General features: G+C 42.6%; 12 protein-coding genes and 1 pseudogene. 3 read left to right on the top strand and 10 right to left on the bottom strand.

All coding sequences use genetic code 11. The features are described 5' to 3' along the window. Nucleotides 1-216, bottom strand: a pseudogene (locus tag ACH0QE_RS13730) (GNAT family N-acetyltransferase); the annotation flags it as partial. 178 nt (nucleotides 217-394) lie between these two features. Here ACH0QE_RS13730 and ACH0QE_RS13725 point away from each other — a divergent pair. Next, the gene (locus ACH0QE_RS13725; protein ID WP_415801173.1) at nucleotides 395-892 is read left to right on the top strand and encodes an RNA polymerase sigma factor; all 498 of its coding nucleotides are present in this window, start codon (nucleotides 395-397) and stop codon (nucleotides 890-892) included. Then, on the top strand, nucleotides 889-2,340 hold the full coding sequence (locus ACH0QE_RS13720) for a zf-HC2 domain-containing protein (RefSeq protein ID WP_415801172.1): 1,452 nt from the start codon (nucleotides 889-891) through the stop codon (nucleotides 2,338-2,340). Before ACH0QE_RS13725 ends, ACH0QE_RS13720 begins: the two co-directional genes overlap by 4 nt. Nucleotides 2,341-2,380: 40 nt before the next feature. Here the strand turns inward: ACH0QE_RS13720 and ACH0QE_RS13715 are convergent, their stop codons facing one another. After that, on the bottom strand, nucleotides 2,381-3,253 hold the full coding sequence (locus ACH0QE_RS13715; RefSeq protein WP_415801171.1) for an aminoglycoside 6-adenylyltransferase: 873 nt from the start codon (nucleotides 3,251-3,253) through the stop codon (nucleotides 2,381-2,383). 347 nt (nucleotides 3,254-3,600) lie between these two features. Here ACH0QE_RS13715 and ACH0QE_RS13710 point away from each other — a divergent pair, with 347 nt between their 5' ends. Beyond that, a complete protein-coding gene (locus ACH0QE_RS13710) occupies nucleotides 3,601-4,440 on the top strand; it encodes an STAS domain-containing protein (protein ID WP_415801170.1) in 840 nt (279 codons plus the stop codon). A 92-nt stretch (nucleotides 4,441-4,532) separates the two neighbouring features. Here the strand turns inward: ACH0QE_RS13710 and ACH0QE_RS13705 are convergent, their stop codons facing one another. From ACH0QE_RS13705 to hisC, 8 genes are all read right to left on the bottom strand, one after another. Next, complete coding sequence (locus ACH0QE_RS13705) at nucleotides 4,533-7,715, bottom strand: SNF2 helicase associated domain-containing protein (protein ID WP_415801169.1); 3,183 nt, start codon at nucleotides 7,713-7,715, stop codon at nucleotides 4,533-4,535. Between the two features lie 153 nt (nucleotides 7,716-7,868). Next, nucleotides 7,869-8,195 (bottom strand): ArsR/SmtB family transcription factor, encoded by a 327-nt coding sequence (locus ACH0QE_RS13700; RefSeq protein WP_415801168.1) that lies wholly within the window; start codon nucleotides 8,193-8,195, stop codon nucleotides 7,869-7,871. A 1-nt stretch (nucleotide 8,196) separates the two neighbouring features. After that, nucleotides 8,197-8,610, bottom strand: coding sequence for an SRPBCC family protein (locus ACH0QE_RS13695; RefSeq protein ID WP_415801167.1), 414 nt, complete (start codon nucleotides 8,608-8,610; stop codon nucleotides 8,197-8,199). A 122-nt stretch (nucleotides 8,611-8,732) separates the two neighbouring features. Continuing rightward, nucleotides 8,733-10,340 carry a ribonuclease J gene (locus ACH0QE_RS13690; RefSeq protein WP_415801174.1) on the bottom strand — a complete coding sequence of 536 codons (1,608 nt, stop codon included), beginning with the start codon at nucleotides 10,338-10,340 and terminating at the stop codon, nucleotides 8,733-8,735. Between the two features lie 433 nt (nucleotides 10,341-10,773). After that, on the bottom strand, nucleotides 10,774-11,931 hold the full coding sequence (locus ACH0QE_RS13685; RefSeq protein ID WP_415801166.1) for a homogentisate 1,2-dioxygenase: 1,158 nt from the start codon (nucleotides 11,929-11,931) through the stop codon (nucleotides 10,774-10,776). A gap of 15 nt (nucleotides 11,932-11,946) precedes the next feature. Continuing rightward, nucleotides 11,947-12,870: a fumarylacetoacetate hydrolase family protein gene (locus tag ACH0QE_RS13680; RefSeq protein ID WP_415801164.1), complete on the bottom strand. Its 924-nt coding sequence runs from the start codon at nucleotides 12,868-12,870 to the stop codon at nucleotides 11,947-11,949. Between the two features lie 8 nt (nucleotides 12,871-12,878). Further along, the gene (locus tag ACH0QE_RS13675; protein ID WP_415801163.1) at nucleotides 12,879-13,490 is read right to left on the bottom strand and encodes a flavin reductase family protein; all 612 of its coding nucleotides are present in this window, start codon (nucleotides 13,488-13,490) and stop codon (nucleotides 12,879-12,881) included. A gap of 3 nt (nucleotides 13,491-13,493) precedes the next feature. Further along, nucleotides 13,494-14,585 carry a histidinol-phosphate transaminase gene (hisC, locus tag ACH0QE_RS13670; RefSeq protein ID WP_415801162.1) on the bottom strand — a complete coding sequence of 364 codons (1,092 nt, stop codon included), beginning with the start codon at nucleotides 14,583-14,585 and terminating at the stop codon, nucleotides 13,494-13,496. Between the last annotated feature and the right edge of the window lie 82 nt (nucleotides 14,586-14,667).

Genomic DNA, 14,667 nt, shown 5'->3' with positions numbered 1-14,667 from the left:
CCAATAATTATTATCATCCGGGTCAATACCGTACATCGCGAAGCCCACCATCTGCTCTCCCTCAAAAATTCCGGATGTCTTGAACTGATCAAGAAACTGAACTTCAGCGATTGAATACAGATTTGAGGCCATGAAGTGTTTTTGGTCCTCTTTAACCTTTAACTGGATTGCCTCCTCCCAGTTATGCTTTGTAATCGGCTTTAAAGTTAGCACCATAAAATTACTCCTTTTCATCTACAAAAATATAAAACTTAACCGATGTTATTGTTGTTGATATTTTAGCTAATTTTACCATTCACTAAAAAATTCTCAACCTCTTTATAATAGTTTTTTAAATAACGTGTAACTTTTACCAGTTTCAATTGTCTATGTTTACCAGAGAGAGGGGGATGGAATGTCAGACCCAAGAATTGAACTGTACGAGACCTACAAGAATGCTATTTTCTTGTACCTGTATCGCTCAACCCTAAATCAGCATATTGCTGAAGATCTTACCCAGGATACATTTTTGAAAGCTTTCCAGTCACTTTCCAGCTTCCGCGGTGAGTCTTCATTGAAAACCTGGCTTTTTAAAATAGCAAGGAACACATATATCAATTACAGCAAGAAGAAGCAGAACAAAATGGAGTTCCAGTCAGATTTAATTGACGTGCATGTGGGACAACAGCCAGATCAATACAAACGTTCCGATGATCAGCATGAAATAGAGCTGACATTACTGAAGCTGCCGGAAAATTACAGAACGTATATTATCCTGCGTGATGTCAATGGCCTTTCATATGAAGAAGTTGCTCTCATAACAAACGAAACAATCGGCCAGGTAAAGGTTGGTCTGTACCGGGCCCGCAAGAGATTCAGAGAAATCTTCAAAGAAATGGAGGATGAAGAATGAAGCTGGAGCATAATGTTGTACAGGATTTATATCCATTATATTTAGAAGATGACTTAAGCCCTTCGGTGAAAACAGCAGTTGATGAGCACTTGAAGGAATGCTCTGAATGCAAGAAATTTTATGAAACAGGGGAAAAAACCTTCCAACTTAATGAATTGGAAGAGCCGAACGTATCCAAATCCCTCGATGAAAAAATCCTTTTAAACATGAAGCTCAATCGCTTGAGACTTATTTCTGTCGTCCTTGCGACCATCATTTTTTCAATGATTTTAACCGATTATATAAATGAGCGTGAAAAATTGTTCATGGCCATAGACGAATATTATGCTTCCATTGACCACTTTACTGGTGCATTTGAAATGGTAAAAAATAAAGAACAACTTACCCTTGATCCGTTTCAGCAATTGAGTCATGATTTTTTCGAAGCCAATGCCGAATTAGAAAAGCATATGAATTTTATTGAGAAAAAAAGCAAAAACTCTGCTGAATTCAGTCTAATTCTAGACACACAAAGACTGAACTCGATGGTTGAAGTCATGAAAATCCGCTTTAACCAGGGTAGATGGTCTGAAACAGATGAAAAAGCTTACGAAACAATAAAGGATTACTTTAAAGAACATCATGAAATCGTTAGTGAGCAGTACAACAAAACACATCATGGATACAGCTCCTATCTACACATTTTAGATATAAAAAAGATGGATAAATTTTATGAAAACGTCAATTCGTTAACTTACAGTTATACTCGTTTTCATAAAATGCCAGATCAAGTAAAGGCGATGAAAGAGTCTGAATTGAAAAGCCGGATTGCAAACGTTCTGGATCTTGAGCAAGAAGATATCAAATTGGAAAAGGAAAGCCAGGTCAATGACATGTATGTCTACCGTTTTGAGATCGGGAATGGTTACGGAGGAGACATAGATGCTATTAGTGGCCAAATCACTCAATACTTTGGAAATACCGGACCATTAAGTGATGGGCCACTCATGGACCAAAAAGAAGCCGAAAAAAAAGCCCGGTCCTATTTAGAAAAAATATATGGAAAAGATATAAATCTTGAACTTGTTTCTTTAGGCTTTAATTTTAACTCTTCTGCAAATGATTCCCGATACAAGGTTTACAGCTTCAAAGCTGTGCCTAAAATCGCAGGTTATACATTGTATACCCCTTTAGAAACCGAGACCATTTTAAACTTAAATGCAAGGAACGGAGAGCTTGAAAGCTTTGACCACAATCGTCATGTTCCTTCATTTGATGAACTGAACCAAGTCGACCTAACGACTTTACCTGGCAATATTGATGATCAAAAAAAAGTCGTCATTTACTCAGCTTTGACAGGCAATTTTGAACTGGTCTATATGAAACCTGATTTAGAATACTTCCAGGAAGAGAAATTTATTTCTGCAAAAACTGGACTCGAAGAGAAAATCTATGTAGATGTATTTTAGAGTAAAAGACTGCCATGTGATTAACAGGCAGTCTTTAATACTATATAAAGCTTTTCGCATCTTGTGGCAAATTCTTCACCTTTGATAAATAAACCCTCATTTTCTGCTCATACTCCATCGGATACTCATAACCCAAACTATTCCCGACTTCCTGTGCCAGGCGGCTAAAAAGATCGGCCATCCGGAATAGAGCTTCCCAGTTTTCCTCTAAACTGGCTCCCGCATAAGTTCCTTCCAGTTCACTCCATGTATCATGGTCTAGGTAGCGCTTAAACCATCGCCCAAATTTATTAGGATTGACACTCCAATCATGCTTCACACCCAGATACCATTCGATAGCTGGCTGAAGGTAATTGAAACGAATAATGTTGTCGAGCATATATTTCGCAAAGTACAATTCATCACGCCAGAGGCTGTTCGCGTCGTATGCGGTATCTCCCCAAAAACTGTTGATGATATCAGTGAATCTTTCCGCTGACGGCTTCTTTGTTCTGTATGCCGTATAAGATGGAACCGGGATTCCTTTTGTGATTCCATCCTTATCTAACAAGACTTTATAGCCGTTGTCATATGCATCCGGCAGTTCTGACATGGAAGCCAGGTGTTTAACAAAATCATTCGTCGTAATCTGAAAATCTATTTTGGTTCCATCTTCGTATAGGACGAGTCTCGTTCGCCAATTGCCATCCTGCAAAACCACTTTCTTTATGAGTTGACCAAATAGGTCAAGCCATCCATCGTCCTTGTTAAAAGCATCTAGATTATCCACGAATATCTCGAAATCAAAGTCTGTAAATAAGTCTTTAAAAGCATAAGGGTTGGCCCGTGAACTTGTCATTATCACCGTCCTGATATTTTCATTCTGCCGGGCACAATCAAGAAGCTGGCCAATCATCTCTTGTTCTTGTTTCATTTTATATAACTTCCTTTTCCTTGCTTAACCGCTCAACCTCTTTTTCCAGAAAATCCAGACGGCGATGAATCCGGTAAAATATCGGTAAGTATGCAATAATAACTATGATGAACCAGCCCATTGTTTTCCTCCTTAAGCATGATAAATTATTTATCATTAAATCCTGATCTAAATAATTATTTCGGTTTTCTGAGCATATATCCTTCAAAAAAAATGAAATTCAGTCTGTCTGGTATTGGATTATTTGAGTTTACTATCATTGTCTGCTACAGTTAAATTAAGGAGAGTTAACACTATCTAGATGTTGTTAAATAAATATAAGTAAATAATCGGGGAGTGTACAAAAAATGGAATCAACTTTTAACCAAAGAGATGAAGTGACCGATTTCATTCAATCCAACAGGGAACTTTTTGAACAACACTTGTTATCAGAAGCGGTGAATGTCGCTTCGAAGATTAATGAGATTCTCCAAAAAGGGAATATTGACCTTTTAAAAAACGCTGAAAACTTAATTGTCTACATAGTGGAGCAGCAAGAAGAGAATCTGGTTGCTTTTGCTGAACAAGAAGGAATCGCCTGGGCAGAACATTCGCTGACTGTTGCTTTCAAGTTGGAGTGGATTCAGGCCATTCGCCGAACTTTGTGGCACTTCCTAAACAAATATGATCAAATGTATAACCGATTTTCTGACCGCGAGGAATTCTTCCAACTTGAGAAAAGGATCAATGACCGAGTTGACCAATTCCTGAATACATTCTTCCTGACTTATACGAAGTACAAAGATGAACTGCTTAGCTCTCAGAGGAAGTTGGTTGAACACTTATCCGTCCCAATTATCCCAGTCAGCAGTTCCGTTGCCGTACTTCCTCTAATCGGCATGATGGATGACTACAGAATGCAGATTATCGAAGAGAAGGTCCTGATGGATATATCAAAATTGAAGGTCCAGACATTGATTATGGATCTTTCAGGAATTGCAGACATGGAAATGAACGTCATCTCCCATTTCCAAAAAGTTTTGAGCGGCGTTTCGATGATGGGTTCAAACGCTGTCATTACTGGAATGCGTCCTGAGCTGGTTAGAAAAATGATTCATGCAGGAATCACTTTTGATCAAAAGGCAGAAACCAAAGGTACGTTACAGCAAACACTGAGGTCCTATCTGGATAACGAATTTACGAAATAATATAGCAAAAGCCCCTAGTCTTATTCTAGGGGCTTTCCTGTTGGCTATTATATGAGCTGGGAATCTTGATAATCCAATTGATTTCACCAAAGCTATATCTGCAAAATTTCGCGGATATCTTCCTCTGTCAGGGAAGCTGAGCTTTTTTCTTCAATAATTTCTTCTATCATATTCCGCTTTTTATCCTGTAGCTCATTCATTTTTTCTTCAATTGTTCCTCTTGCGATTAGTTTGATGACCTGGACTTTATTTTTCTGACCCATTCGGTGGGCACGGTCCGCAGCCTGCTCCTCAACAGCTGGATTCCACCATAAATCATAAAGGATGACTGTGTCAGCTCCTGTTAAGTTCAAGCCGGTGCCCCCTGCTTTCAAGGAAATCAGGAAAAAGTCCCGTTCTCCTGCGTTAAATTTTTCGCATGTTTCCACTCGGTTTTCAGGAGGTGTTTGTCCGTCCAGGTAGAAGAAAGGAATGCCCTCGTATGCTAACTCCCTGCCGATCAAGTCGAGCATTTTCGTGAATTGTGAAAATATAAGTACTCTCCTCCCGGCGAACCTGGACTCCTCAATGATTTGTTTCAACTGGTCAAATTTAGCAGAGCTCCCCTTGTATCCGTCTACAAACAACGCTGGGTGGCAGCATATTTGCCTTAGCCTCGTCAGTCCAGCCAGGATTTTAATCCGATTTTTCCTGATTGTATTCTTATCCAGCTGCTTTAAGGTTTGATGGCGAAGCTTTGCCAGGTATGCAGCATACAGTTTTTTCTGTTCAGGCAGCAGTTCAACTCTATCGATTGATTCGATTTTTTCCGGCAGCTCCCCAAGCACTTCTTCCTTTACCCTTCGCAGTAAAAATGGCCGGATCCTTCTGGCGATGGTCTTGCTTGTCAGATTGCTGTATTCCTTCAACCCCTGGAATAACTCAGGAAATACCACCCGGAAAATAGACCATAATTCCTCGATCGAATTTTCAATCGGCGTACCTGTCAGCGCAAAGCGGTGGTCTGCCTGTATGTTCATCACTGCTTTTGCCGTTTGAGTCAGCGGATTTTTGAACGCCTGTGCTTCATCGAAAAAGACAGTATGAAAATTGATTTTTTCGTATAGATGAATATCCCTGCGCAGGAGCATGTAGGAGGTAATGACAACATCAATATCCGAAACATCCTTTAACAGCTTGGACCGCTCCTCTTTATTGCCATCGATGATGACTGCCTGAATTTCAGGAGTGAATTTCAAGAATTCACTGAGCCAGTTATAAACCAGGGATGAGGGACAAACTATCAGGACGGGTTGTTCCCTTTTCCTTACATGTGTTAGTTCTGAAGAAATATAGGTGATACTTTGAAGTGTTTTACCAAGACCCATCTCATCTGCCAGGATTCCGCCAAATCCGTAACTTGCAATAGTTTTCAACCATTGGAAACCCTGTTTCTGGTATTCACGTAAAATTGGCCCCAATTTATCAGGGACATCGAACTCAATTTTTCCCGGGGTGCTAATTTCTTCTAAAAAGCTTCGGAAAGAATCCTCTAACTTCAGTATAGGTCCTTCCTCGAATGATTCTAGCATTTGCATCCCACGGACAATCGGAACATTCAGCCCTTTCTCCAAATCTTCATCCTGGATGGGCCCCGCCTTCAAGAAACGCTGAATTTCTTCCCATTCCCTCGTTTCCAGTGACATTAATGCCCCATTGCGTAAACGATAGTATTTCCGTTTTTCCTCAAGCGCTTCAAGGATATCCTTGATATGTTTTTCTGGAATCCCATCCATTTCAAACTTGAATTCAAGCCAGTTTGTCCGCTCTTTTTTCACCTTGACACGTATTTGAGGTCGGGCCGGCTCTCTGAAAATCCGATTCCTGACGGCTGTTGTAGCGTATACCTGAACAAGCTTCTGCAACTTTGGCATAACATGATATAGAAATTCATATTCAAGCTCTTCATTATGCAAAAAATAACCGCCATCCGTTTTCGCAAATGAACTTTCATCCAGCAACTCAAGGATCTGGTCCTCCTTGACCATGTCCCTTATTAACAGTGAATTGACTTTCGGTTCCCTCTCCTCGAGCGGATTGAAAACAATTTTTCCATACTGGAAATCGATTCCTGCCAGTAATCGGTTATTCACCCGATCAAGGTAAAGCTTTGCGATCAACGGCTCTGTTAAAAATTGCTTTGTTATGTCACCATCTATTTGGACTTCCCCAATACGGCGCAGGCCTGGTACAACTTTTTCCACAAAGAAACCCATCTGGTCCTGTAAAATTGGTATGCTAGCTGTTCTTGATTGCGCGAGCATATTTTTCAGTTCAAATAATCTGCTGCAATCCTCGGTGCTGAGCTGGATCAACCGGGTTTTCAACCAAACGAGGTCATATTTATGAAGAACAATCAGATCAGATATACCAGCAATTTTTAACGAGTAGTCTTTCTCCGTGATTTTTTCAAAATTAAACAAAAGCGGAAGCCTTTCGTTCGAAATAGAAAACTGCCCGGTCACTTCGCCCGCCTCTATTAACTTAACATCAGGAGCCTTTTCCAGCAGCGGCACTAGCTGATGCCAAAAGGATGGCGGAATGATCAAGGTAGATAAGTCATTCTCATCCTTCAACGTTAGCTCTGAGTCATGGACGATTTGGATAAGTATTTTGATGATAGAGTCGATATCGCTTTGAAAACAATGAAGCTTCGGGTTATAAGTGAACAAGTCAGATAGCAATGCAGTCTCCCGGCTCGCCACACTCTTCAGGAATCCCGAGATATCTTCTATTTTAATTGGACCAATACTCATCGAGACACCCAGCATCATTTGCTGATCACTGGTTTCAACCGGCTCGATTCCGAACATCGTGTTCAGGGTCTTCCTCGTTTCAAAGTGGAGCTGGTGGCCGCTTTTCCTTCGAGGTTCTTGACTGAAAATGGTAAGCAGTCCTTCTGCAAGCCCATGTCCAGGCCGCTCATTACTTTTTATTGCATTTGAAGTACCTTGCTTTTGCTCATCCAAAATAGCCAGCAATACTGCGGCCACATGCTGACACTCATGTTTGACAGACGCAAGCTTCGGACATGTGCACTCAGCTGCGAAACGGCCTTCCACATTTTTCGTAACAGTGATATGAAATACATCCGCCCCTGTCACGGTTGCTTTCACCTGATTTTCATCATAGTCAGTAAACCCGACTTTTCCCGCACGGTAAAACGCATCCCCCCGCTTGAAGGAAACAGTTCCGCATAAATCCTTGATGAGTTTTTGATTTAGTTTGAAATCCATGCTCTGCTCCCTCCTCGAAGATGCAATAATCGATAATTATTAGTGTAGACCTTATGTACTCATTTGTTAAGCAGGAATGTAAAAAGCATGGAGAATACCCCATGCTCGGAAATTTTTAAAAATGGAAATTTAGGCTTCTGGGACACCTGAAACTTAGTCGTCATCACATTCTACGAAATTTTTCAGTGCTGATAGTTTATTATCCCAATATACCTCGAAAAACGAAAGCCATTTCTGCAATTCCTGAAGCGGTTCTGGCTGTAATGAATAGCGAGTTTCACGTCCAATTTTCTTGCTTGTTACCAAACCCGCTTCAGTTAACACAAATAAGTGTTTGTTGACAGCCGTCCTGGTAATCGGAAATTCTTCGGTTAGGGACGCAACCGGCATCTCCTTGTCTGCGAGCAGCTTCAGGATTTTACGTCGAGTAGGATCTGCGACAGCCTGGAACACATCATGTCTCGCTGCAGAAGATGGCATGTTAACCCTCGATATAGGATGGAAGTGCTTCGTTAACGATTTTATCCCATCCATTATCCATGATTCCCTGAATAATCGTATGAGGCTGTCCAAATTCCGTAACCTTTTCAGGATCCCAACCTGAGTGAAGTAAGGTGAACTCTGTCTTGCCTTCCAGCTCCTTCAGTTCGAATACAAGGTGCCAATCCTTCCCCCAATCAAAACCCAGACGATTCGGTGGATCCAATTCCGTAACTTTGCACGGCGAGTCTCCAAATGGGCCTGCGTGGAGAATGAACTCTTTGCCAACTTCGGCTTCAAATGTATTTGGCATCCACCAGGCTTCGATTCCTTCTGATGTTGAGACAGCTTTCCATACTTTTTCAATTGGCGCATTTAGAACAATACTTTTACGTATTTCTCTTTGTGTATCCATATTTATAGCCTCCCTTATGTAATAACACTATTTGGTGTCACTTTATTAATATAACACCTTTTAGTGTCATGTCAATAAAATGGACCAGGCACAAAGTATAGTACCTGGTCCCCTATGAAAATTTAAATTTCTATTATAATCGGCAAGATCATCGGCCTTCTTCTTGTCTTTTGGAAGATATGCTGACCAACTGCTTTTTTGATTCCCTGTTTAATGACATTCCAACGATGGACATTGTCTTCCTGAAGTTCTGTCACCGTTTTCGTCACAATGCTGTTCACATCTCTCATTAGGTCTTCGGAATTTTTCACAAAAACAAACCCACGCGAGATTGTATCTGGTCCAGAAATAATTTTCCTTTCTGCTTTGCTTAATGTCAGGACAATGACTAGCATTCCATCCTCGGATAGCTGCTTTCTGTCCCTGAGCACGATTTCACCGACATCGCCGACACTTACACCATCAACATACGTATCACCTGCTGGCACATTACGGGTCTGGCGCGCTTCTCCATTTTCAATGTCAACAACATCACCATTTTTAACAATGAATGTATTCCCTTTTTCTACACCAACGGATTCTGCCAGCAGGCGGTGGTGATGCAGCATCCTGTACTCCCCGTGAATCGGGATGAAATACTTAGGCTTCATCAAGGTCAGCATCAGCTTGAGATCTTCCTGGTAGCCATGGCCGGAAACATGCATGCCAGTTGTGCTGCCGGAGCCGTAAATGACTTTCGCACCGAGTTTGAACAAATTATCGATAATCTTGGAAACATCCTTTTCATTCCCCGGAATAGGTGACGCAGCCATGATGACTGTATCTCCAGGATAAATAGAGACATCGCGAAAATTTCCGGTTGAAAGGCGGGAAAGCGCGGCCATAGGCTCACCCTGGCTGCCTGTACAAAGAATCGCAACTTTGTCAGGATCCAATTGGTCGACAACATTTGGTTGAATCAGCATTCCTTCAGGAACGTTCAAGTAACCTCTTTCTATGGCCACATCAACAACATTGACCATACTCCTGCCTAGCAATGCTAACTTCCTGTTTGTCTTTATTGCTGCCTCGACAACCTGCTGAACACGGTTGACGTTAGATGCAAAAGTAGAAACAAATATTTTCCCATCTGCCTTCATGAAAGCTTCTTCAAGATGGCTCGCGACCATTCGCTCAGAGGGAGTCAAACCAGTACGCTCAGCATTCGTGCTCTCTGATAGCAGCGCCATGACACCTTCAGTTCCGATTTTCGCCATCTTATGGATTTCTGATTGCTCATCATTAGCAGGCGTCAAATCGAATTTGAAGTCTCCAGTGTGGACAACATTCCCCTCAGGAGTGTGGAATACAATCCCAAGACAATCCGGGATGCTGTGGCTTACTTTGAAAAAAGAAACTTTCAGCTTGCCGAAATCCAATTCTGAGTCCGAATTGATTTTGTTCAGTTCAGTCCCTCTCAAAAGCTTGTGCTCACTTAGTTTCAGTTCAATTAACCCGAGTGTAAAATTTGTTGCATATACTGGCGCTTTCAGTTTCTTGAAGAAATACGGGACCCCGCCAATGTGGTCCTCGTGTCCATGGGTCACGATCAACCCTCTGATTTTGTCTCTGTTTTCTTCAAGATAGGTCATTTCCGGAATGATTAAATCGATTCCTAATAGACTTTCATCAGGAAACTTCCCTCCACAGTCAATCACAAAAATATCGTCCTCATATTGGACAACATACATATTTTTTCCGATTTCATTAATGCCGCCCAAGGCGAATATAGATAAAGTCACGTCATATCCTCCTAATCCGTAATCGATTTTGTTAGTATTGCCAGTTTTTAACCGATTATTTAGTCTCTAAGAGGGAATTGGGCTTCACCAAACAGGTATTTTTAGTTTTTATTGAAGAAAATTAGTGTTTTTAATTCGGTAAACTGTTTATTTGAAGAAAACTCAATGATTCTAATTAAGCAAGAAACACTTATTGGCGATAATTTAATTTTATTGGCGATTTTCACATATTTATTGGCGGAAAAATGATTTTATTGGCGATTTTTGCACGTTTATTGGCGAAAATAAAATTTTATTGGCGAACTGGAAAAAATCATAGTTTTTTTCCAGTTTCTCCACAAAAATAGACCAACTCGCTCAATAGCGAATTGGCCTTCTTTACTTATTTTTCAATCCATGTAAACATATACTGATCGTCTTCGATATCCTTGGCTTTCTTCACCGTCTTCAGCGGCTTGAATGTATCGATCATAACTGCAAGCTCCAGGGTTTCTTTTTTGCCGATGCTTGCTTCAGTCTTGCCTGGGTGCGGTCCATGAGGGATTCCGCTTGGATGCAATGTTATTGAGCCTTCCTTGATTCCCTTGCGGCTCATGAAATTGCCTTCCACATAATACAGCAGCTCATCGCTGTTGACGTTGCTGTGGTAGTATGGTGCCGGAATCGCCTCAGGATGATAATCATAAAGCCTTGGCACGAAGGAACATACTACAAAATTATGGCCTTCGAACGTCTGGTGCACTGGCGGCGGCTGATGGATCCGGCCTGTGATCGGCTCGAAATCTTCAATATTGAACGCCCATGGATACAAATAACCATCCCAGCCGACCACATCAAGAGGATGGTGGTTCAGCACATGGCGGTGCAGATGACCGCGTGTCTTCGTGATGACCTCATGTTCCCCTTTATCAGAGAAAGACTCCAATGTCTCCGGTCCGCGGATGTCGCGTTCACAGAACGGGCTGTGCTCGAGCAGCTGTCCATATTCGTTGCGGTAACGGCGAGGGGTTGTAATCTGGCTGAACGACTCGACAATCAGTGCCTTTGTCGGCTCGGAATCAGCTGGAACAACCCTGTAAATCGTGCCGATTGGAATCACGACATAATCACCAGGACGGTACGTTAATGTGCCAAACATCGTCTCCACCTTACCAGAGCCATGATGGAAAAAGAACATCTCGTCTCCATCACCATTTCGGTAAAATTGCTTCATCGGTTCAGTAATATTCGCAAAACCAATCAAAAGATCGTCATTACCGAGGATATATTCCCTTCCGCTTAAGGCATCACCAGTTTTCGTGATCTGATCTGTCAGGAAGTGCCGATGGTTCAGTGAGTCCTGTTCCTCATATTCAGGCAGGTAGCTTCCAATTAGTTCGCTCTTCACGACCTCTGTTGGCATATGGTGGTGATATAGAATCGACTGTGTACCAGAAAAACCTTTTGTTCCCATTACCTGCTCTCGGAAGAGCGAACCATCTTCTTTTTTAAAAATGGTATGGCGTTTTTTCGGGATTTCTCCCAACTGACGGTAATACATGAATACACCTTCTTTCTAGTCTTCTATTATTTTATTTTTCAAGACTCCGAGTCCCGTAATCTCAAGTTCAACTTCATCGCCTGGCTCAAGCCAGCGATGGACATCTGTTCCGAGCTCGAGGATACATCCAGTTCCAACCGTACCGGAACCGATTACTTCTCCCGGGTAAAGCGTCGTTCCGGCCGATGCACGCTCGATCATTTCTCCGAATGAATAATAAATGTCCTTCATATTCCCCTTGGACAGCTCCTTGCCGTTGACACGGGCAACCATTTCAAGGTCATAGCCTTTCCCCACTTTGAGGTATTCCAGCTCATCTTTCGTTACCAGATATGGACCGAATGAAGTGGCGAAATCTTTCCCCTTCGCCGGGCCAAGTCCGACCTTCATTTCCTGTCGCTGCAGGTCGCGGGCACTCCAGTCATTCATGATAAAAAAACCAAGAATATGCTGTTCGGCATCCTCCGCTTTGATATTAAGGCCTTCCTTTCCAATGACACAGGCGATTTCCAATTCGTAGTCCATCCATTCACAGTTCAGAGGCCGCCTGATGTCTTCTTCAGGACCCTTGATGGCAAGATGGTTGGTAAAATAAAACACCGGAATCTCATACCATTCAGGAATCATTTCAAGGCCTCGGTTTTCCCTTGCTGTTTTTACATGCTGCTCGAATGCATAAAAATCTCGGACACTCTTCGGATTAGGCAGCGGCGATTTTAAGCTGACTTCCTCCAAAGAATAGGAGCCACTGCCAGTTTCAATCAAACCTTTATTTTCCTCGATATACCCCATGAATACATCATGGTTCTCGATGAACGCAAGCATATTGTCCGGTAATATCCCATTTGATGCTTCGTGCATATCTACAGCCCGATTCCTTGAATTAAGCCACCCTGCACGGATTGAACCGTCTTTTTTCATAAACGTTATGAACTTCATATCATCACCTATTTCCTTTGCAGCTCAAAGGTTTTTGCAAGTGGCAGCGTGTAGGTCGCTCCTGCCAGTCTGCCTACCGGATTCAATTTTTCCGAATTGATGCGCCCGCTTTCATAAAGTTCATCCGCGACGTGGACATGAACGACCTTGCCGATGACAAGGCTGCCAGCTCCGGCTTCTTCCCCGCCAAAATGCAGGACCTGATCGAGTACACATTCAAGGTGGACCTTCGACTCTTTGACCCGTGATGGCTTAACCGCCACACTGTCGACCTTGGTCAGGCCCGAAGCCTCGAATTCATCCACATCTGAAGCGAATTCAGTGGCGCAGTCATTCATCTGCTGAACGAACTCCTCACTGACAATGTTGATGACGAATTCCTTTGTTCCTTCAATATTCTTCAGCGTATCCTTTTTCGCGCCATCAGTCCCTCTTCTCATTGGCGAAAAGCAGACCATCATCGGATTCGCGCTGATGACGGTGAAGAAGCTGAAGGGAGCCAAATTGGCGATCCCATTTTCATCCTGACTGGAGACAAAGGCGATTGGCCGCGGCAGGACAGAGCCTTGCAAAAGCTTGTAGGCGTCTCTCCATTCAAGATTATCTGTTTTTATTTCCAAGGCTTACACCGCCCTTTCATGAAAAAGCTGGCTGATGATTTGCAGAATGAATTCATGGTCTTCCCGCGAACCTAAAGTGATCCGGAACGCTTCCTTATAGCCCGGAAGTTGCATTTGTCTGACAAGGACGCCATTCTCCGTCAGTTTCTGGATGACCGGCCTGTTCGTGAAGGCAAACAAGAAGTTGGATTGAGATGGGAAGCTATCAATCTCCAACTCTTTGAGTTCCGCACTCAGGAAGTCTCTTTCTGCACTATTTTTAGCTGAACAGTCCTGGACAAAAGTCTGGTCTTCAAGAGCCGCAACCGCTGCCGCCTGCGCAAGCTGGTTCACATTGAATACATCCCTGACTTTGTTTAGTTCCTTAGCAATCTCCTCATGCATGATGCCGTAGCCAACACGCAGGCTCGCAAGCCCATAGATTTTTGAAAAAGTCCTGAGGATAACGAGGTTCTTGTATTGCTCAAGCAATGGCATCGAATCAAGGTATTCCTCAGAATCTGCATACTCAAAGTAAGCCTCATCCATGATGATCAGCACGTTTGAAGGTACATTGTCGATAAAGGAAAGCAATTCCTGTTTGGCGACAATCGTCCCGGTTGGATTGTTCGGGTTGCAGATGAATACCATTCTCGTTTTTTCAGTGATCGCTTCCTGCATTTTTTTAAGGTCATGCCTTCCACCAATCATAGGAACGGTGACAGCTCTGCCGCCCTCGATCTGCACATTCGTTTTATAGCGAGGGAAAGTTACCTCCGCCATGACAGCTTCATCATTTTTGTCGATATAAGCCCGTGTAAGCAGGCGGATAATTTCCTCTGAACCATTCGAAACAAGGAAATGCTTCTGGTCCAATTTATAATGCGATGACAGTTTCTCTATGATTCCTGAGGTCATTCCGTCCGGATAGAATGCTAGATTAGCAGATGCCTGCATGATTGCTTCTCGGACCTTTTGCGATGTGCCATAGACATTTTCATTATCCGAAAGCTTCCTTACTTTCGTGATTCCATATTGTTCCTTGATTTCCTCAATGGTCTGGCCGAGGGCATATGGTGTGATTCCTTCTAGTTCAGCTCTTGCTTTTACATTCATGATTGTCCCCCATTTCTAAGACACCGTTTATGACGAAAAGGGAGCGAATCGCCCCCTTCTGTCCCGGCTATTAAAGGTTGCC

The organism is Mesobacillus sp., from assembly GCF_047739415.1.
Taxonomy (GTDB): Bacteria; Bacillota; Bacilli; order Bacillales; family Cytobacillaceae; genus Mesobacillus.
This window is presented reverse-complemented; position numbering and strand designations above follow the sequence as displayed.